This window comes from Variovorax sp. GW821-FHT10D07 (assembly GCF_059415325.1).
Window position 1 is genome coordinate 173306 of record NZ_JBWKMZ010000006.1, and the last position, 19874, is coordinate 193179.

Annotated in this window: 20 protein-coding genes; 12 read left to right on the plus strand and 8 right to left on the minus strand. The window is 70.3% G+C overall.

Going from position 1 to position 19874, the window contains the following annotated elements; all coding sequences use genetic code 11:
* Positions 1-7: 7 nt before the first annotated feature.
* From AC07PU_RS19630 to AC07PU_RS19660, 7 genes are all read right to left on the minus strand, one after another.
* Positions 8-766 carry an enoyl-CoA hydratase/isomerase family protein gene (locus AC07PU_RS19630; RefSeq protein ID WP_495319686.1) on the minus strand — a complete coding sequence of 253 codons (759 nt, stop codon included), beginning with the start codon at positions 764-766 and terminating at the stop codon, positions 8-10.
* A 46-nt stretch (positions 767-812) separates the two neighbouring features.
* Positions 813-2135 (minus strand): phenylacetate--CoA ligase family protein, encoded by a 1323-nt coding sequence (locus AC07PU_RS19635; RefSeq protein WP_495319689.1) that lies wholly within the window; start codon positions 2133-2135, stop codon positions 813-815.
* The gene (locus tag AC07PU_RS19640; RefSeq protein ID WP_495319691.1) at positions 2132-2617 is read right to left on the minus strand and encodes a thioesterase family protein; all 486 of its coding nucleotides are present in this window, start codon (positions 2615-2617) and stop codon (positions 2132-2134) included. Before AC07PU_RS19640 ends, AC07PU_RS19635 begins: the two co-directional genes overlap by 4 nt.
* Positions 2618-2816: 199 nt before the next feature.
* A complete protein-coding gene (locus AC07PU_RS19645) occupies positions 2817-3269 on the minus strand; it encodes a PaaI family thioesterase (RefSeq protein WP_296783700.1) in 453 nt (150 codons plus the stop codon).
* Positions 3270-3285: 16 nt separating this feature from the next.
* On the minus strand, positions 3286-4002 hold the full coding sequence (locus AC07PU_RS19650; protein ID WP_495319693.1) for a helix-turn-helix transcriptional regulator: 717 nt from the start codon (positions 4000-4002) through the stop codon (positions 3286-3288).
* An 18-nt stretch (positions 4003-4020) separates the two neighbouring features.
* Positions 4021-5016, minus strand: a complete 996-nt coding sequence (locus AC07PU_RS19655) for a LysR substrate-binding domain-containing protein (RefSeq protein WP_208510119.1) — start codon at positions 5014-5016, stop codon at positions 4021-4023.
* Positions 5017-5110: 94 nt separating this feature from the next.
* Positions 5111-6151, minus strand: a complete 1041-nt coding sequence (locus tag AC07PU_RS19660; RefSeq protein ID WP_495319696.1) for a VWA domain-containing protein — start codon at positions 6149-6151, stop codon at positions 5111-5113.
* Positions 6152-6379: 228 nt separating this feature from the next.
* On the opposite strand from AC07PU_RS19660, the gene AC07PU_RS19665 reads away from it, so the two are divergent.
* The 12 genes from AC07PU_RS19665 to AC07PU_RS19720 all read left to right on the plus strand — a co-directional run bounded on the left by AC07PU_RS19665 (position 6380) and on the right by AC07PU_RS19720 (position 18081).
* Positions 6380-6889: a DinB family protein gene (locus AC07PU_RS19665; protein ID WP_093345409.1), complete on the plus strand. Its 510-nt coding sequence runs from the start codon at positions 6380-6382 to the stop codon at positions 6887-6889.
* 171 nt (positions 6890-7060) lie between these two features.
* Positions 7061-8101 carry an ABC transporter substrate-binding protein gene (locus AC07PU_RS19670; RefSeq protein WP_203207657.1) on the plus strand — a complete coding sequence of 347 codons (1041 nt, stop codon included), beginning with the start codon at positions 7061-7063 and terminating at the stop codon, positions 8099-8101.
* Between the two features lie 34 nt (positions 8102-8135).
* Complete coding sequence (locus AC07PU_RS19675) at positions 8136-9227, plus strand: ABC transporter ATP-binding protein (protein ID WP_495319699.1); 1092 nt, start codon at positions 8136-8138, stop codon at positions 9225-9227.
* Positions 9224-10090, plus strand: coding sequence for an ABC transporter permease (locus tag AC07PU_RS19680; protein ID WP_495319701.1), 867 nt, complete (start codon positions 9224-9226; stop codon positions 10088-10090). Before AC07PU_RS19675 ends, AC07PU_RS19680 begins: the two co-directional genes overlap by 4 nt.
* Positions 10087-10881, plus strand: a complete 795-nt coding sequence (locus tag AC07PU_RS19685) for an ABC transporter permease (protein WP_444813603.1) — start codon at positions 10087-10089, stop codon at positions 10879-10881. Before AC07PU_RS19680 ends, AC07PU_RS19685 begins: the two co-directional genes overlap by 4 nt.
* 2 nt (positions 10882-10883) lie before the next feature.
* The gene (locus AC07PU_RS19690; RefSeq protein ID WP_495319704.1) at positions 10884-11810 is read left to right on the plus strand and encodes a polysaccharide deacetylase family protein; all 927 of its coding nucleotides are present in this window, start codon (positions 10884-10886) and stop codon (positions 11808-11810) included.
* Positions 11807-12517, plus strand: coding sequence for a GntR family transcriptional regulator (locus AC07PU_RS19695; RefSeq protein WP_495319706.1), 711 nt, complete (start codon positions 11807-11809; stop codon positions 12515-12517). Before AC07PU_RS19690 ends, AC07PU_RS19695 begins: the two co-directional genes overlap by 4 nt.
* Complete coding sequence (locus AC07PU_RS19700; protein WP_495319709.1) at positions 12514-13167, plus strand: aspartate/glutamate racemase family protein; 654 nt, start codon at positions 12514-12516, stop codon at positions 13165-13167. The genes AC07PU_RS19695 and AC07PU_RS19700 overlap by 4 nt, the downstream gene beginning before the upstream one ends.
* Before the next feature lie 167 nt (positions 13168-13334).
* On the plus strand, positions 13335-14066 hold the full coding sequence (locus tag AC07PU_RS19705) for a DUF3348 domain-containing protein (protein WP_495319711.1): 732 nt from the start codon (positions 13335-13337) through the stop codon (positions 14064-14066).
* Between the two features lie 10 nt (positions 14067-14076).
* Positions 14077-16734: a DUF802 domain-containing protein gene (locus AC07PU_RS19710; RefSeq protein WP_495319713.1), complete on the plus strand. Its 2658-nt coding sequence runs from the start codon at positions 14077-14079 to the stop codon at positions 16732-16734.
* The gene (locus AC07PU_RS19715) at positions 16734-17408 is read left to right on the plus strand and encodes an OmpA family protein (protein WP_495319715.1); all 675 of its coding nucleotides are present in this window, start codon (positions 16734-16736) and stop codon (positions 17406-17408) included. Before AC07PU_RS19710 ends, AC07PU_RS19715 begins: the two co-directional genes overlap by 1 nt.
* Positions 17401-18081: a DUF2894 domain-containing protein gene (locus AC07PU_RS19720; RefSeq protein WP_495319717.1), complete on the plus strand. Its 681-nt coding sequence runs from the start codon at positions 17401-17403 to the stop codon at positions 18079-18081. Before AC07PU_RS19715 ends, AC07PU_RS19720 begins: the two co-directional genes overlap by 8 nt.
* A gap of 801 nt (positions 18082-18882) precedes the next feature.
* Here AC07PU_RS19720 and AC07PU_RS19725 read toward each other — a convergent pair.
* Positions 18883-19380, minus strand: a complete 498-nt coding sequence (locus tag AC07PU_RS19725; protein ID WP_495319719.1) for a fimbrial protein — start codon at positions 19378-19380, stop codon at positions 18883-18885.
* Between the last annotated feature and the right edge of the window lie 494 nt (positions 19381-19874).

A 19874-nucleotide genomic window follows, 5' to 3' on the forward strand; every position in this document is an offset into this window, starting at 1 on the left:
TCCCTGCTCAGGCGCGACGGCCGAACTTCAGCACGCGCTCGGCGGCGTCGGGCGTGGCGAAGGCGGCCACGGTAGCCTCCTGCTCGAGCTCGAGCGCCACCGCGAGGTTCGACTGCGCCTGCATCGTCACCACGCGCTTGAGCCGCGACACCGAGCCCTGCGACTTCGAGGCCACCACCGCCGCCACCTCGAAGGCGCGCGCCAGCACGCGCTCCGGCGGCACCACCCAGTTCGCGAGCCCGAGGCGCAGCAGGTCGGCGGCCGACTGACGCTCGCCCAGCAGCCAGAGCTCCATCGCGCGCTGGTGGCCCACGGCCTGCGGCAGCAGCCAGGTCACGCCGCCCGTCACGAACTGGCCCCAGTCCATCTCCGGAAAGAAGCACACCAGGTCCTCGGAGGCCACCACCAGGTCGCAGTTCAGCAGCCATTCGAAGCCGCCGCCGACCGCGAAGCCGTGGATCGCGCCGATCACCGGCGTGCCGCCGAACATCAGGTCGCGCGTGATGGTCTGGATGCGCTCGATGTGATGACGGATCGAGGCCGGCGTGCGCGTCTGCTCGCCGAACTCCTTGAGGTCGTCGCCGGCGCAGAAGGCCCGGCCCGCGCCCGAGAACACGATCGCGCGCACCTCGGCCGAGGACTGCGCCTCGCGCAGCGCCTCGTGCAGGTCGTCGAGCACCACGGCGCTGATGGCGTTGAGGCGCTCGGGCCGCTGCAGCCGCACGTGCGCGATGCCGTCGCTGGTTTCGAGGGTGACGTAGTCCATGGCGAAAAATCCTTTGCTCGTTCGTTCGTTGGTCCCTGGCGGGTCTTCAGTGCTTCTCGACCCACTGGGTCTTGCCGTCGGTGCGTTCGTAGAACTCGAACGGCACCATCTCCACCAGCGCAGTGGCGCCCGCGCGCTCGCGCACCGCGATCTCCAGGCGGCGCGCGGCCGCGTCCCAGTCGGCCGCCGCGAGCCCCGCGGCCGCTTCGGCACGCAGCTCGACGCGGTCGTAGGGGCCGGGCCCGCGCAGCACGATGCGAAAGTGCCCCGAGCTCAACGCGGGCAGCGATTCGATCGCCGCGCGCACCGCGCTCGGAAACACGTTGATGCCGCGCACGTTGAACATGTCGTCGGTGCGCCCGCTGACGCGGAAGCGCCAGGCGGTGCGGCCGTCGGGACCGGGCTCGGTGCCGGTCACCGTCACCACGTCGCGCGTGCGGTAGCGCACCAGCGGCTGGCACTCCTTGCGCAGGTGGGTGCAGACCAGCTCGCCGACCGTGCCTTCGCGAATCGGCAGCCGCTGCAGGGTGGCGGGATCGAGGATCTCGGCGAACACCACGTCGCCGGCGTGGAACAGCAGGTCGGTGGTCCAGTCGGTCTGGCCGCCGAGGATGCTCATCACCTCCGACAGGCCGAAGTTCGCGTTGCGCACCTTGAAGCCCCAGCGTGCCTCCATCTGCGCGCGGAACTCGGCGTTGTCGAGCCCCGCCTCGCCGCCGAACAGGCCCAGCTTCAACCCCAGGTCGGCCGGCTGCAGCCCTGGATAGTGCTGGCGCAGCACGCTCTCGAGCAGCGCCGGATAGGACGGCGTGCACGAGATCGCCGTGATCTTCAGGTCGAGGATGGCATCGATCAACTGCCGCGTGTTGCCCACGCCGAAGGGCAGCACGGTGGCGCCGGCCGCCTCGAGCGTCGTGTGGTCGGTGAAGCCGCCGGTCCACATGCAGTAGTTGAGGCAGTGCACCACGCGGTCGCTGGGCCGCAGGCCCGAGGCCCACATCGAGCGGCCGCCGACCTCGGCCACGATCTCGGCGTCGCGGCGCGAATTGGCGAGGATCAGCGGCCGGCCCGTGGTGCCCGAGGTGCGGTGCAGCCGCACCACGCGCTTCTCGGCGCAGGCCACGTAGTCGCCGAACGGATAGTCGGCCTCCTGGCTCAGGCGCAGTTCGTCCTTCTCGGTCAGCGGCAGCTCCTGCAGCTCGTCGAGCGTGAGCGCGCGGTCGAGCCAGCCCGACAGCTTGCGCCGGTAGAAGACGGAGCTGGTGCGCACGTAGCGCCACTGCTCGGTCCAGCGCGCTTCCTGCAGCGAACGCAGGGTCGCGGGCGCGAGCGTCTCGACCTCGGGATGCAGCATCGCGGCGGTGCTCATCGCGCAGCCTCCGCGGCGTCGTTCGCGCGGCGCAGCGCCGTGGCCTCGACCGCGGCGGCCGGCACGATCGCGCGCGAATGCTCGCCAGTGGCCACGACGCCCGCGTCGTCGCGCGCCTCGACCTCGAACACGTAGAGGCGCTTCTCGCGGCGCAGCAAGGTCGCCTTCGCGCGAACCACCTGGCCGGGCGCCGTGGGCGCGCCATGCACGAGCCGGACCCGGTGGCCGACCGACATCTCGCCCGCGCGCAGGGCGGGCACGAGGATCGCCGCGCAGGCGCGCTCGAGCAGGCCGACCAGGGCCGGCGTGGCGAGCACCTGCGGATAGGCTTCGCCACTTTCTTCGGCGAAGGCGCTGGCCAGATGCTTCGGCGCGACGACGAGCGTGGCGCTGCCGGTCGCGCCCTCGCGAAGCGCGGGCCGGCCGTCGGGATCGGCGCCGTGCGCGCCGGGTGTTTCGGGGGTGGCTGTGGTGGGGGTCATGCACACGACATGGCAAGCGCCGTGCCAACGCCAAACCTCGTGTTTTGCACGCCAAAAGCGATGGTTTCGAGGCTTTTCAGGGCCTTTTGACGCCCTTCATGCCATCCACGCGCGGCCACCGAACAACTCCTGAACGTTCAGCTTCTGAACGGACGGCAGCATTCGACCCACCCGCCATGGTGGCGGTCGCCGCGGCCCGTCAGTGCCGGATGTCCTCGCGCCCCACCACCGCCATCAGCGTGGCCGTCATGGTCGCGATCAGCGACTCCTTCCCCTCGCGCAGCGCATAGGCACGGCCGTCGCTCACGCTGATCGTGCGGCCCGCCTTGGTCACGCCGGCGCGGAACACGAAGCGCTCGCCGGCCGCCGGGGCCAGCAGGTTGATCTTGAACTCGACCGTGAGCACGGCCGCCTCGGGCGGCATCAGCGAGAAGGCCGCATAGCCGCAGGCGCTGTCGAGCCCGGTGGCGACGATGCCCGCATGCAGGAAGCCGTGCTGCTGGGTCAGCCGCTCGGAGGCCGGCATCGCGAGTTCGACCTCGCCGGCCCGCACCTCGACCAGTTCGATGCCGAGCGCGCGCATCGCGTTCTGCCGTTCGAAGCTGGCCCTCACCCGTTGCGCATCGGCGGGGTCGATCGTCTCTCGCACCATGGAATCGCTCCGTTCATCACGTGGAAACCAGGGTGTGTACCCGCTGCCGCAGCGCCGGGTCTTGGAAGAATCGGCCAACATCGCCGCCGGCCTCGGCGCGCGAGCGCGCGGCGAAGCGACCGGGCGAGGTGCCGGCGCGGCGCTGGAAGTCGGCCGACATGTGCGACTGGTCGGCATAGCCGCGCGCCTGCGCGGTGTCGGCGAGGCTGGCCGGCGAACGCGCGAGGTCGAGCAGCGCGCCGCGAAAACGATGCAGCGCCTGCCAGGCCTTCGGGCCCAGGCCGACACTGGCCTCGAAGCGGCGCCGCAGCGTGCGTTGCGACACCGCAGCCATCGCCGGTGCCCCGCCGAGACGTGGGCACAGGTCGGCCGCGAGCGCATCGAGCGCATGGACCACCGCGTCGAGCGATCCCTCGATGCCGATCGGCCCGAGTTCCGGCAACGCGCCGGGCGATGGTTGCGCATGCGCGCGAAAGCCGACCACCATGCCCGCGAGCGCGCGCTGCCGGGGCCGCGCGGCGGCCACGGGCCGCGACCACGAGGCCTGCCATGGCGGGTCGTCGTCCGGTCGCCGCAGGTAGCGGATCTCGGAGAACGGCGTGGCGAAGCGGTGCCGGCCCGGCGCGGTCAGGGTGCCGTCGTCGACGAGGATGAACAGGTGGTCGAGCAGCGCGCGGTGCGCCGCGAGCGGCGCCAGCTCGACGTAGACGCTGTTGCCGCGCCCGCCGCTCACTCGGCGCTCATGCGGCGTTCATGCGGCACTCTGGCGCCGTGCCACCGGCGCCTCGTCGTCGACCGCATCGCCGATCGCCGCGCGCGTGAGCACTGCCTGCTGCTGCAGCCATGCGCCGAAGGCCTGGAGCTCGGGCCGGCCGGCGCTGCGCGGGCCGCTCACGAGCCAGTAGGCCATCGGCGAATCCATGCGCTGGCGCGGCAGCACCTCGACCAGGTCGCCGTTGGCCAGGCTCTCGGCGATCAGCGGGCTGCGCGCCAGCACCACGCCCTGGCCGGTCAGCGCGGCCTGCGCCATCTGGTAGTCGTAGTTGAAGTAGAGCCAGCGGCGCGGCTGGATCCGGGCCAGGCCGTTCGATTCGAACCAGCGGCGCCAGACCAGCCACTCGACATAGCTGGGGTGCGCATCGCCGACCTCGATCAGCGTGAAGCGCGCGAGGTCCTCGGGCTTCTCGATCGGCGGGTTGCTCTTGATGAGCCAGGGGCTGGCCACCGGCGTGAGGTGCTCGCCGAACAGCCGCACCGCGCCCTCGGGCATGTGCTCGGCGCGGCCGTAGCGCAGCGCGAGGTCGATGTCGCTGACCTCGAGGTCGATCACCGCATCGGAGGCATCGATGCGGATGTCGATGTCGGGATGGTCGCGCTGGAAGGCCTCCAGGCGCGGGATCAGCCACATCGAGGCGAACGAGGCGAAGGTGGTCAGCCCCACGCTCTTGCGCGACGCGCTCTGGCGGATCTGGCGGATGGTGGCGTCGATGCGCGGCAGCGCCTGCTGCACCGACAGCAGCAGCAAGGCGCCCGCGCTCGTGAGCTCGACCGCGCGCGTGTGGCGCAGGAACAGCCGCACGCCCACCTCCTCCTCGAGCGCCTGGATCTGGCGGCTCACGGCCGGCTGCGTGAGCGACATCTCCTCGGCCGCGGCGCGGAAGTTCAGGTGCCGCGCCACGACCTCGAAGGCGCGCAGGTTGCCAGCGCCGATGGGGCGCGTGCGCAGGAGGAACGGGGAATGCTGCATGGAGGATCGGCCGGTGGATGCGACACGGTGGCCGGCGGGCCAGCGGGTGCAGCCGCGATTGTGGCGCCGCCGCGCGGGAGCGGCAAACCGCGGCTCAGACGATGCGCCCGAACCACAGCACCGACAGCCCCGCGCCCGTGATCGCGAGCAGCGCCGACAGCAGCGCCAGCAGGGCCGAGAGCTCGTTCTCGCGCGGCTGCACCTGCACGCGCGAGCCGAGCTTCTCGTAGACGCCGTGCAGCGCCTCGGCGGTGCCGGCATGGTGGTACTCGCCGCCGGTCATGCGCGCCACCTCGCGCAAGGTGGGCTCGTCGAGCTTCATGTAGATCGCCATGCCGTCGGGCGCGGCGATGTCGCCGTCGAGCGTGCCCATGCCGATCACGTAGACGCGCACGCCGCGGTCGGCCGCCATCTTCGCGGCCTCGAGCGTGTCGATGCCGGTGGTGCGGCGGCCGTCGCTCAGCAGGATGATCGCCGCGGCATCGTAGGAGCCGGGCGCCACCGGCGTGATCTGGCGCGGCGGCGGCTTCGCCTTGTCGTCCAGGCTGCGCCCGCGCGGCGCGTTGCCGCCGAAGGTCATCTCGCCGAGGCTGATGTTGTCCTGCGGGAACAGCTCGGCCAGGCACAGCACGATCGCGTCGCCGACCGCGGTGCCCATCTGCATCTGGAAGGCGTCGATGCTGGCCGCGAGCGCGTCGCGGTCGAGCGTGGCGCGCTGCGCGACCTGGCTGCTGCCGGCGAAGGTGACGAGGCCGACCTCGATGCGCCGCGGCAGCTCGCGCAGGAAGGACTTGGCCGCGGCCTGCGCGGCCTCGAGCCGGGTCGGCTTGACGTCGTTCACGCGCATGCTCAGCGAGACGTCCATCGCCAGCATGATCGAGGTGCGCGCCCAGGGCAGCGGCACCCGCGCCACCGGCCGCGCGGCGGCGAACAGCAGGCCGGCGCAGGCCAGCAGGAACAGCGCGGGCGGCAGGTGCCGGCGCCAGCCGCGCCGCAGCGTCGCGGCGCCCTCTGTCTGCAACCGACCATAGCGCTGGGCCAGCCGGCCGCGGCGCCGCAGCAGCCAGGCATAGGCCAGCGGCAGCGGCGCGAGCGCCAGCAGGAACCAGAGGTAACCGGGCCACAGGAAGGACATCGGCGCTGCCTTGGAGGTGGAGGATGCGGATCGGCCGTACGCCGACGCATCCGCAAGCATCGTGCCCATGAAGCCGCGCCCGCGCAATCGGCCGCCCGGCCAGGCCCTGCATTGATGCGGGGCTCTTATCAGTGGGCCGGTTGCATTTCATTGGACCGCGCCAGGGGCGCCGGGGATCATCGTGCCCCGAAGCGCGCCGCGCCGCGGCGCTTCGCCAGGAGACCCCCGATGAGCGCACGCACGCTGCTGACCTCGATGTTCCGCTACAAGGCCTGGGCCGACGAGAGCCTGTTCGCCGGCCTGCTGGCCGCGCGGGGCACGCTGCCCGAGGACGACCTCGAGGCGGCCTGGGCCACCCTCGACCATGCCCATGCGGTCGACGGCATCTTCAGGGCCCACCTCGAGGGCCGGCCCCATGCCTACACCGGCACCCATTCGCCCCAGCGGCTGGCGCCCGGGCACCTGCTGCAGGCGGTGCGCGACAACGACCGCTGGTTCGTCGCGCACGTGCAGGCGATCGGCGACGACGACCTGGCGGCCCCGCTCGCCTTCGACTTCACCGACGGCTCGGCCGGCCGCATGTCGCGCGAGGAGATGCTGGGCCACGTGATCGCGCATGGCGGCTACCACCGCGGCGAGGTCGGGCAGATCCTCACGCGCCACACAGGCTCGTCGCCGCGCGACACCTTCACGGCCTACCTGCACGAGGCGGAGCCGGCACGTCGCCTGCGCGCTTAGCGCTTTCCCTCTTTTCTCCGCGACACCCGCACCCGCGGGTTGGCACGGATTTGGCTTCCTGCATGAATTGTGCACAATTTCTTTTGAAGAGCGCACAATTGTTGGGCTGACTGGCGGCTGCCACGGCCTTCCATCCACCCATTTGGGGCATCGCCCCCCAAGGACATGCAGATGAATCGCTCAGCATCCGGCCTCTCGCGCCGCGCCTTCGGGCAGGGACTCCTCGCCGCTTCCACGCTGGCCGCGCCGGCCTGGGTGCGCGCCCAGGGCAAGGGCCGCGAACTCGTGGTCGGCGGCGCGGGCAGCCACAAGGCCTTCCTCGATCCGCTGATCCCGGTGTTCGAGAAGCAGACCGGCTGCAAGGTGATCTTCGAGGGCACGCGCTCGCTCGTGAACCTCGAGAAGATGGTCAACAACAAGGGCCGCCAGTACATGTCGGTGGTGCTGATGGACGACCCGGTGATGATCCCGGCCGTCAAGGAAGGCGTGCTGGAGCCGCTCACCGCCCGCGACATCCCCAGCCTCGCGAAGCTCAAGCCCGGCACGGTCCACATGGACGGCATGTGGGCCAACTACATGCAGTCGACCACCGGCGTGGCGGTCAACACGGCCAAGCTCAAGCAAATGCCCTCGTACGCGGCGCTGTGGGAGCCGGCCAACAAGGGCAAGGTCGTGATCCCCTCGCTGCAGAACACCGAGGGCCTGTCGATGTTCCTGGTGGCGGCCGCGCTCGAGACCGGCAAGCCGATGAAGGATGCGCAGTACCAGCCCGAGGCCGCCTTCCGCAAGCTCAAGGCGCTCAAGCCCAACCTGCTGACCGTCTACACCCAGCTGCCGCAGGCGCTGAACCTGCTCGAGCAGGGCGAGGCCACGGCCATCGCGGGCATGATCGGATTCAACGCCTTCGACCGCAAGGCCAAGGGCGCGCCGATCGACTTCGTGCTGCCGAAGGAAGGCGGCATGGCCATGCCGACCGGCATCGCCAAGGTCAGGGGCGGGCCGCAGGCCGACCTCGCCAATGCCTTCGTCGAAGCGATGCTCGGTGCCTGGCAGCAGCAGATCGCCGAGATCTCGCTCGCCATGCCCACCAACACCGGCGTGGCCGCGCCGGCCGGCCTGCCCAAGGGCGAGGTGTTCATTCCCGACTGGGCCTACATCGCCGAGAACCGCAAGGCCTGGGTCGAGCGCTGGGACCGCGAGATGGCGCTGTGAGGCGCGCGCCGCGCGCCCCGACGGGAAGCAACGCATGAGCACCCTCGAACTGAGCGGGATCGTCAAGCGCTACGGCGCGCAGACGGTCGTGGACGGGCTGGACCTGCAGGTGGGTTCCGGCGAATTCGTGTCGCTGCTCGGCCCCTCGGGCTGCGGCAAGACCACGCTGCTGCGCATCGTCGCCGGGCTCGCGGCGTGCGACGCCGGCACGGTGCGCGTGGGCGGCAGCGACGTGACCGCGCTGCCCGCGCACCAGCGCAACATCGGCGTGGTGTTCCAGAGCTATGCGCTGTTCCCGCACCTCACGGTCAGCGAGAACATCGCCTTCGGCCTCAAGGCCCGCGGCACGCCGCGCGCCGAGCTCGCGCAGGCGGTGGACGCGGCGCTGCGCTCGGTGCGGCTCGCGGCGCTCGCGGACCGGCCGATCTCGGCGCTGTCGGGCGGCCAGCAGCAGCGCGTGGCGGTGGCGCGCGCGATCGCCACGCGGCCGCGGCTGATCCTGCTCGACGAGCCGCTGTCGGCGCTCGACCGCAAGCTGCGCGAGACCATGCAGGTCGAGCTGCGCCAGATCCTGCGCGACGCGGGCATGACGGCGATCTTCGTCACGCACGACCAGGAAGAGGCGCTGGTGATGTCCGACCGCATCGCGGTGATGAACCGCGGCGCGATCGAGCAGCTCGACGCGCCCGAACATATCTACGGCCAGCCGCGCACCGAGTTCGCGCTCAACTTCGTGGGCCTCTCTTCGCAATGGCGCGGCACGCTCGACGGCGCGCGCGTGCGCACCGCCTGCGGCGAGATCGAGGTGCCGGCCGAGCGCGCGCGCGATGTCGGCGCGGGCGGCCTGCGCCACGAGGTGCTGGTGGGCGTGCGCCCCGAGCGGCTGCGTGCCTCCCGCGATCCGCAACCCGCGGCCGCGGGCATGAACCGGCTCTCGCTGGTGGTGAGCCAGACCGTCTACCGCGGCGCCAACCGGCTGGTCTATTTCAGCGCGCCCGGCGGCGGCGCGACGCTGCTCGCGGAATTCCCGGCGCACGACGACCTGGCGCCGCGCCCCGGCGAGACGCTGTCGGTGCAATGGCCGGTGGCCGACACGCTGCTGTTCGCGGCCGAGGCGGCGCCATGAGCGGCAGCATGCGCCGTGCCGAAGGATCGCCGGGCTGGCTCGCCGTGCCGGGCGCGGGCTACCTCGTGCTGCTGTTCGTGCTGCCGCTGGCCGCGCTGCTGGCCACCAGCTTCCAGGGCGAACAGGGCGGCTTCTCGCTCGCGGGCTACGCGCGCTTCGCGACCGATCCCTTCAGCGCCGTCGTGGTCTGGAACACGCTGAAGATCGCGCTGCTCGTCACGCTGCTGTGCCTGTTGATCGGCTACCCGGTGGGCTTCGCCATGGCGCGCGCCTCGCTGCCGGTGCAGGGGCTGATGTTCCTTGCGCTGATCCTGCCGCTGTCGGTGGGCGTGGTGGTCAAGAGCTTCGCCTGGACCATCCTGCTGCGCAGCAACGGCCTGGTCAACCAGGTGCTGCTGGGCCTGGGCCTCGTCGACGAGCCCGCGCGGCTGCTGTTCAACGAGCGCGGGCTGGTGATCGCCGCGGTGCACGTGTTCCTGCCCTTCATGGTGCTGCCGGTGTTCACGGTGGCGCGCCAGATCGACTCGCGCCTGGCCGAGGCCGCCGCCACGCTCGGCGCGAAGCCGCTGCATGCCTTCGTGCGCGTGACCTGGCCGCTGTCGCTGCCGGGCGTGGTGGCGGGCTCGGCCTTCGTGTTCTCGATGGCGGTGTCGATGTACGTGATCCCCGCGCTGCTGGTGGGCGACCGCTACCAGACGCTGCCGGCGCTGCTGGCGCGCGCCTACCTGTTCATGCGCGACCGGCAGTCGGGCTCGACGCTGGCGGTGATCCTGCTGGCCATCGCGGTCGCGGTGGTCGTGGGAAGCACGCTGCTCACGCGCCGGCTGCAGGCGCGCGGGCAGCCACAAGGAGCCACGACATGAGCGCGCGCTGGAACCGCATCGCGGGCGGGCTGCTGATGGCGGCGACCGCGGTCTTCATGCTGGCGCCGCTGGTGGTGGTGGTGCTGGTCTCGTTCAGCCCCTCGCCGGTGTTCAACCTGCCCGAAGGCCAGTGGTCGCTGCGCTGGTACCGCGCGATGCTGGCCAAGGAGGGCCTGGCCGACACCGTGCTGCTGTCGGCCGCGGTGGCCGCGGGCGCCACGCTCGCGGCGCTGGTGCTCGGCACGCTGTGCGCGATCGCGATCGAGCAGGGGCGCTTCCGCGGCCGCGAGGCGCTGCTGGCCTTCCTGGTATCGCCGCTGATGATGCCGGGGCTGGTGATCGGCGTGGCGCTGCTGCAGGCCTTCCGCGCGGTCGGGCTCGCCAACGTGTTCTGGAGCCTGCTGATCGGGCACGTGGTGATCACCCTGCCCTACGTCACGCGCACGGTGCATGCGAGCCTGGCGCTGTTCGACACCCGGCTGCTCGAGGCGGCGCAGACCTTGGGGCTGTCGCGCCCGCGCGCGCTGCTGCAGGTGATGGTGCCGGCGCTGGCGCCGGCCTTCCTGACCTCGGGGCTGTTCGCCTTCCTCGCCTCGATGGACAACTACCCGATCTCGATCTTCCTGACCGACGCGCGCAGCAAGACGCTGCCGATCGAGATCCTGCACTACCTGGAGGAGTCGCCCGACCCCACCATCGCCGCCATCTCGGCCTGCCTGATCCTGCTGGCCGCCGTGGTGCTCTTCATCGCCGAAAGGCTGGTCGGCCTGCGCCGGCTGGCCCAGTTCTGACCATGGCCGATCCGACTTCTTCCGACACCACCGCCACCACGCGCGACTTCATCGGCTACGGCCGCGACCTGCCCGCCGTGCGCTGGCCCGAGGCGGCGCGCGTGGCCGTTTCCTTCGTCGTCAACTTCGAGGAGGGCGCGGAGTTCTCGATGACCGACGGTGACAGCCGCAACGAGGCCATCTACGAGGTGATCGACGGCCAGCCGGTGCCCGACCGCTGCATCGACAGCCACTTCGAGTACGGCACGCGCGTGGCCTACTGGCGCATCGCCGACCTGTTCGAGCAGCATGGCGGGCACTTCACGCTCAGCGCCTGCGGCCGCGCGGTGGAGCGCTCGCCGTGGCTGGCGCGGCATGCGGCGCAGGCCGGCCACGAGGTCTCGGCGCACGGCTGGCGCTGGGAGCGCGGCATCGACCTCACGCTCGACGAGGAGCGGCTGGCCATCGACCGCTGCTGCACGGCGATCGAGGCCGCCACCGGGCGCCGCCCCGTGGGCTGGCACACGCGCTCCAACCCGAGCCCGCACACGCGCCGCCTGCTGGTGGAGCGCGGCTTCCTCTACGACAGCGACGCCTACAACGACGACACGCCCTACCGCGTGGCGGTCGACGGCCGGCCGCACCTCGTGCTGCCCTATGCTTTCGACACCAACGACATGCAGTTCCAGAACACCCAGCGCTTCGATACCGGCGACGCCTTCGCCGACTACGTCTGTGCCGCCTACGACTGGCTGTGGCGCGAGGGCGGCCACGCGCCGCGCATGCTGTCGGTGGGCCTGCACCTGCGCATGATCGGCCGGCCCGGGCGCATCGGCGCGCTCGAGCGCATCCTGCGCCACCTCCACGACAAGGGCGGCGCCTGGGTGACCAGCCGCGAACGCATCGCCCGCCACTGGCTGGCGCACACCGACGAGGGCAGCACCGCATGAAGGAACGCGAGGACGCGGTTTACGACACGCTCTCGCGCGCGCTGCTGGCCGGCGCGCTGGCGCCCGGCGCGCCGCTGCGCGAGACCGCGCTGGCCGAGGTCTTCGGCGTGAGCCGCGAGCGCATCCGCAAGATCTTGCTGCGGCTGGGCACCAACCGGCTGATCGAGATGATCCCGAACCGCGGCGCCTTCGTGGCCGCGCCCTCGCTCGAGCAGGCGCGCTCGATCTACGACGCGCGCCGCATCCTCGAGGGCGGCATCGTCGCCCACCTGGCGCAGAACGCGGGCGCCGAGGCGCTGCGCCGCCTCGGCGAGCACATGGAACGCGAGCAGGCCGCGCTGGTCGAGGGCGACCGCGCCACCTCGGTGCGGCTGTCGGCCGACTTCCACATGATCCTGGCCGAGGCCACGGGCAACACCTTCATCCTGCAGCAGATGCAGGAACTGGTGAGCCGGACCTCGATGCTGGTGGCGATGTACGAGGCGCCGCATTCGGCGCAATGCGCCTGCGACGAGCACCGCGACATCTTCACCTCGCTGCTCAAGGGCGACGGCGGCGGTGCCGCGCGCGCGATGCGCTCGCACCTGTCGCTGGTCGAGACCCGGCTGCGCCCCGGCGCGGCCGCGCCCTCGCAGGACGTGGTGGGCGTGCTGCTGCGCATGTGGGCCGGCCAGCGCGCCGCGCAATCCACGGACGAAGGGCGATGAGCGACGCCACGCTGCTGGTGCTCAACCCGAACACCAGCCAGGCGATGACCGAGGCCGTGGTCTCGGCCGCCCGCGCGCTGCTGCCGCCGGGCCTGAAGGCCATCGGCTGGACCGCCTCCGCCGGCCCGCCGGTGATCAAGGACCGCCCGAGCTACGACGCGGCAGCGGCCGCGATGCCCGCGCTGCTGGCCGAGGCGCCGCGCGCCGACGCCATCCTGCTGGCCTGCTTCGGCGACCCCGGGCTCGCGGTACTGCGCGAACGCGCCGGCGTGCCCGTGACCGGCCTGGCGGAGGCCGCCGTCCTGGCCGCGCGGCAACGCGGCGAGCGCTTCGCGATCCTCACGGCGGGCGCGGCCTGGGTGCCGATCCTCACGGACTGCGTGGCGGCCGGAGGCGCGACGCACCTGCTGGCGGGCGTGTTCGCGCTCGATGGCGACGGTGCGGCGCTGCGGGCCGATCCCGAGCGCTTCCGCGCGCAGGTGCGCGCGCTGTCGGCCCGCGCGCGCGCGGCCGGCGCAAGGCGGCTGGTGCCCGGCGGCGCGGCCTTCGAAGGGCTGCGCTTCGACTGGGCCGAAGGCCTGGCGGTGGACCGGCCGGTCGAGGCGGCCGTGGCCTTGCTCGCACACGCGCTGCCCAAGCCCCCGGCCTGAGCGCCGGGCCCGGCACGGGCAGGTTGGATTTCGATACAAAATTCCCGCCGCCTCGGCGGCCCGCGCCGCCCCTGGCGAAACGCCGTCCGCGCCACTGCCAGCGGGCCCGCCCCCGGGATTCCCCCGAGGGTCGGCGGTGTAGACTGCCGGGTTTTTCCGACTCTGGCATGGCGCACGTTCCACAGCGCACTGGTTTCAACGGCTCGGCGCTCGTCCGCTTGCTTTCCCGACTGACCGATGGCGACATCCGCGAATCCGAACAGGCTTCGGCGGACCGGCTGAGCCTATGGTTCGGCTGGACCGACGCGATCTCGCTGTCGGCCGCCCTCAACGGCACGCCGGCCAGCCTGCCGCCGGCCCCGCGGGGTTCGGTGCGCGCCGATGAAAGCGAGTGCGCGCGCGTGCGCGCCGCGCTGGCCCAGGCGATCGCCGAGGACGGCAGCTTCGCGCCCGCCAAGGCACGCGCGGCCGCGGCAACCGCCGACGCCCAGACGCCGCCCGACTTCGCGCCGATGCGCCAGCGCTACCTCGCGCGGCAGCAGGCGATGGAGACGGCCATCGGCCCGCTGCGCGGCCGGCTGCGCGCGCGGCTCGCGGCCGGTTCGCACGACATGGCGCGGCTCGCCGCCGTCGACGTGGTGATGGAACAGGTGCTGGGCGCGCGCGAACGCAGCCTGCTGGCGAGCGTGCCGGCGGCGCTCGAGAAGCGCTTCGCGCGACTGCGCAAGGCCCGCCAGAGCGAGGAAACGACGGGGGAAGACCCCGATGCCAGCGGCCATGCCGACTGGCTCGCGGTCTTCCGCAAGGACATCCAGGACGTGCTGCAGGCCGAACTGGACTTTCGATTTCAACCGGTCGACGGGCTGCTCGAAGCCCTGCGCACCGGTCACAAGGGCTGACTGGATCCACATGACCCGATTTCTCCATCACGCCGTGTTCGTCGCGGGCCTGGCCGTCGTCGGCTGGGTCGGCGCCGGCTACATCGGCACGAACACGCTGGCGCTGGCCGTCACCGGGCTCGTGGCCGCGTTCTACCTGATGGGCGGGCTCGAGCTGCATCGCTTCCAGCAAGCCACGGGCTCGCTGGTGCAGGCGACGAACGCGCTGTCCGAGCCTCCGGCCAGCCTCGGCGACTGGCTCGCCTCGCTGCACCCCTCGCTGCGCAACGCGGTGCGCCTGCGCGTCGAGGGCGAACGCGTGGGCCTGCCCGGGCCGGCGCTGGCGCCCTACCTTGCGGGCCTGCTGGTGCTGCTGGGCATGCTCGGCACCTTCCTCGGCATGGTGGTCACGCTCAACGGCACCGGCGCGGCGCTGCAGGGCGCGACCGACCTCGAAGCCATCCGCGAATCGCTCTCGGCCCCGGTGCGCGGCCTCGGCCTCGCCTTCGGCACCTCGGTGGCCGGCGTGGCCGCCTCGGCGGCGCTGGGCCTGGTGTCGGCGCTGTGCCGGCGCGAGCGGCTGCAGGCCTCGCAGGCGCTCGACGCGAAGATCGCGAGCACCCTGCGCGTGCATTCGCAGGCGCACCGGCGCGACGAATCCTTCAAGCTGCTGCAGCGCCAGGCCGACCTGATGCCCGAGCTGGTCGGCCAGCTGCAGGCCATGATGGGCGCGATGGAACGCCAGACCCAGGTGCTCAGCGAGCGCCTGATCGGCAACCAGGCCGAGTTCCACGGCAAGGCCGAGGCGGTCTACGCCGGCCTCGCGAGCTCGGTCGACCAGTCGCTCAAGCACAGCCTGATCGAGAGCGCGCGCGTGGCCGGCGCCGCGATCCAGCCAGTGGTCGAGGCCACCATGGCGGGCATCGCGCGCGAGACCGCCTCGCTGCACGGCAGCATCGCGCAGACGGTGCAGCAGCAGCTCGAAGGCCTGTCCTCGCGCTTCGAAGCCAGCACCGGTCGCGTGGCCGACACCTGGCAGGGCGCGCTCGCCGCGCACCAGCGCACCAGCGAGGCGCTGTCGAGCGACCTGCGCGGTTCGCTCGAAGGCTTCGCGCAGAGCTTCGAGCAGCGCTCCACCGCGCTGGTCGACGGTGTGTCGACGCGGCTCGAGACCACGGTCGGCAAGGTGTCCGACACCTGGCAACAGGCGCTTGCGCGGCATCAGGAGACGAGCGACAGGCTCTCGGACGACGCGCAGCAGGCGCTGTCGGCCGCCGCCACGGCCTTCGAGGCGCATGCGGCCTCGCTGCTGCGCACCGTGGGCGACGCGCAGGGCGAGCTGCAGGCCGCGCTGGCCGCGCGCGACGAACAGCGCCTCGCGGCCTGGACCGAATCGCTGACCTCGATGGGCGCGGCCCTGCAGAAGGAATGGCAGCAGGCCGGCGCGCAGGCGCTGATCCACCAGCAGAAGCTGCTCGACACCCAGGCCGATCTGTCTTCGCGCGACGAGGAACGGCTGTCGGCCTGGACCCGCTCGCTCGCGGCGATGGCCGCATCGCTGCAACAGGAATGGCAACAGGCGGGCAGCCATGTGCTGGGCCATCAGCAAAAGCTGCTCGAAACGCAGGCCGATCTCGCCGCGCGCGACGAGGAGCGCCTCGCGGCCTTCACCGGATCGCTTGAGGCCATGGCTGCGTCGCTGCGGCAGGAATGGCAACAGGCCGGTGCCCATGCGCTGAACCATCAACAGAAGCTGCTCGAGACCCAGGCCGACCTCTCGTCGCGCGACGAACAGCGCCTCGCCGCCTGGACCGGTTCGCTCGAGTCCATGGCCGCCTCGCTGCAGCGTGAATGGCAGCAGGCCGGCGCCCATGCGCTCGACCATCAGCAGAAGCTGCTCGAGACGCAGGCCGACCTCGCCTCGCGCGACGAGCAGCGCCTCGCCGCCTGGACCGGCTCGCTCGAAGCCATGGCCGGCGCGCTGCGCCAGGAATGGCAGCAGGCCGGTGCGCACAGCGCCGACCAGCAGCGCCAGTTGCTCGATGCGCTGACGAAGACCGCCGGCGAGATGTCGTCGCAGAACGAGGCGCATGCCAAGCGCACCGTCACCGAGATCGCGCAGTTGCTGCAGGCCGCCGCCGAAGCGCCGCGCGCCGCCGCCGAGGTGGTGTCGGAGCTGCGCCAGAAGCTGTCGGACAGCATGGCGCGCGACAACGCGATGCTCGAGGAACGCAACCGCCTGCTCGAGACGCTGGGCACGCTGCTCGACGCGGTCAACCATGCGTCGACCGAGCAGCGCAGCGCGGTCGACGCGCTGGTGGCGGCATCGGCCGAGGCGATGGAACGCGCGGGCAGCCGCTTCGCCGAACAGGTGGAAACGCAGACCGGCAAGATGGCCGAGGTGGCCGCGCAGGTCACGGGCAGCGCGGTCGAGGTCGCGAGCCTCGGCGAGACCTTCGGCTTCGCGGTGCAGCGCTTCGGCGAATCGAACGACAAGCTGGTGGCGCACCTGCAGCGCGTGGAAGGCGCGCTCGGCAAGTCGATGGCGCGCAGCGACGAACAGCTGGCCTACTACGTGGCGCAGGCGCGCGAGGTCATCGACCTCAGCATCATGTCGCAGAAGCAGATCGTGGAAGACCTGCAGCAGATCGCCAGCCGGCAGCCCGCCGCCGTGGCCAGCGAGGCGTGATGCGCCAGGACGCGGACATCGACGACGCGGGTCTCGAGACCAGCGTGCCGGTCTGGGCCGTCTTCGGCGACCTGATGTCGGGCCTGCTCGGCGCCTTCGTGCTGATCCTGGTCTGCGCGATCGGCATGCAGCTCGACCTCGCGGCCAAGCTCGAATCCGAGGTCAAGCAGCGCCAGGCCGAGGCGCAGCGCCGCGAGGCGCTCGAGAAGGCGCTGGCCGGGCCGCTGGCCGCGGGCCGCGTCACGCTCAACAACGGGCGCATCGGCATCAGCGGCAGCGTGCTGTTCGCCTTCAATTCCGCCGACCTGCAGCCCGAGGGCCGGCAGGTGCTGAGAAGCCTCGCCGCGCCGCTGGCCACCTACCTGCGTTCGCGCGACGAGATCCTGATGGTGAGCGGCTTCACCGACAACCGCCAGATGCGCGAGGGCGCACGCCTGTTCGCCGACAACTGGGAGCTCTCGGCCCAGCGCGCGCTGACCGTGACCCGCACGCTGATCGAGGAAGGCGTGCCCTCGTCCTCCGTGTTCGCCGCCGCCTTCGGCGCCGAGCAGGCCGTGGCCTCGAATGCCGATGCCGATGGCCGCGCGAAGAACCGGCGCGTGGAGATGGCGCCGACGCCGCGGCCGTCGTATGCGGCGAGCACCGCCGGCACTGCAGCGAAGGCCCGTGAGTAGCGACGCGCCCATCGACGCGAACGACGACCCGCTCGCGGCCGTCGCGGCCTGGCGCGCGCGCGGGGCCGAGCGCTTCGATCCCGTGCGGCTGCATTTCATCGAGACGCTTGCGAAGCGCACCGCGGCGCAGCGTGGCGAGGCCAGGCGGCTGCTCGACGAGCGGCTGCGGCAACTGCTGAGCGCGTATGGCGAGGACTTCGAGAAGGCGGCGCCGGAGATGGCGGCCGCGGCGGCACAGCCGTTGCCGCGCGGCGCGCTCGCCGAGCTCGTCGAACACATCGCGCGTCAGTCGCCGCTGCCCGAGGAAGCCCCGGCACCAAGCGGTGCCGTGCCGGCTCGCGCCACGTCGGCGAGCCTCGCCTCGTCCGCCGCCGCGCCCGCCGAGCTCAAGACCATGCGCTACTTCCGCGGCACCTGGTCGCGCCTGAGCGCCGATCGCCGGCTCACGCAGTCGCTCGCGAAGATGCCCGAGAACGCGGGTCCGCTCAATTCGCACCACCTCGTGCACCGCGCGCTGATCCTCATGCGCGATCTCTCGCCCGAGTACCTCAATCGCTTCATGACCTATGTGGACACCTTGCTGTGGGTGGAGCAGATGCAGGTCGGGCAGGCTTCGGCGGCTGCGGGGCGTGCCGAGGGAGTGAAGAAGTTGGGGCGGGGGAAGGCGAGCTGATCGGGGTCTTTCAACGCGCCTCGGCCCTCAATGTCATTGGTCAATCACTGATAGTTCATCGTGACTGTCTCAGGCCATTGGCCGAACCCCCAGTGACCGTCGCGCCCTTTTGAACGTAGCGCTCCGTCAACGGCATGTTGAAGACTCATTGCCAGTCTTGCCCGCAAGCCATTGACTCGCGTTGTTGTTGGCATTCGACGCGGGCCCATAACTGAGCATTTGGATCGAGATGCCACTGGCTGTGGATGTTCCCGAGAGCAACAGTGAGGTGGATCGATTGGCCGGATGCCGTGCTCGGGATATGTCCTAATCGAATGGTTTGCGATGGCATGACCATTGTGCAATTGAGAGGCCTTGGACTCACGATCACAGCCAGGTTCCAGTTATCAGACCTACGCCGATGACTGGCGGGCACCCCCGATGTTCCGAGCCTCCACTGATCCTGGGAATGAGTGCGGAAAGCACGCACAACGAGGCAATCGCCAAGCACATCGTCGAAGCGGACCGGGAGGCCAAGGCGTCGCTAACGGCCTGGCTGAGTGACCTCGTCACGAAAGCCGGGGAGACATTGAGCGCGTCTGCCGCGTCCAGTTCAAGCCGATGACGAGAACCTGCAGGGATCGCATCGGGTGATCTCAACAACGAAGTGCTCAACAACAAGCCTGATTCGAACATGCTGGCGCGGCTGCAGTTGCCGCTGCTTTCTTGGTCCGTGCCAGTGAGTCAGCTGTCAACGACACGACCACCTTTGGGGAAAACACTGAATTCGCGCAGTCACATCGTCATCGCCCGTCGATCACGTCACTTATAGCTCATCGTAAAAGTCGCCACACCGTTGGCTGACCCCGCAGTGACTGTCGGCCCAGTTTGAACATACCGAGCAGTCAAGGGAATGTTGAGAATTCCCCCGGAAGACATGCCGGCGAACCATTGATTCGTGTTTCCATTGGCACTCGAAGCCGGTCCATAGCCGAGTACCGCCCCATTTTTGAGCACTTGAATTGCGACCCCTTTCGCTGTAGAGGCGCTTGTCAGCGTGAGCAAGGTTGACCGATTTCCAGGGTTTGTATTGTCGGTCAATGTCGTATAAACGTTGACTCCCCTAATACCGTCCCCGCCAGAGCACGACAGGCCAATGTTGAGCGGCCGGCTGGCCGAAGTGCTGTTTAGGCCGGCGAACTCTGCGCGCGGAACGCTTCCCAAAGGAACCCTCACTGATGGCGTAATGACCACACAAGTTGGGACGCTGGGTTTGACGACAATGGCTGGAGACCAAGTATATAAAATCACATCCGTCATACCACCTGCAGAAATCTTTCCGAATACACCCGACAACAATCCCCCTGTGAAATAGGTCCTGTTCTAATCAGTTGAACACGCATAGTGTGCGGGTTTATAGTAAAACTTCCGAGCCAACGCAGACCCCGCACAATAGTTGGCCAATATCTTCCCGCGACTGCTACTGTAGAACCCTCAAGCCACAGTCGATATCCAATTCCTGGAATTCCAGATTCGTAGATGTTGCCATTAGGAGTCCCAATTCCATCATAATGCTCATTATACGCAATATAACCACTAATAGGATAAGTACCTGGCGGGTTAGCAGGACAAACCAAAGTCCCTCCTGAAACACTCACACTCCCCTCCCACAATAGATCTGGCCCAGAGGGATCATAGGTAATCGATGAAGGGCCCCTGACATTCAAGACCGCCGGACAAGCTGCATTCACACCTGTAGAAACCAAGATCAAGCAATTAAACAAGACAACCCAAACAAGGACATCAATACGATT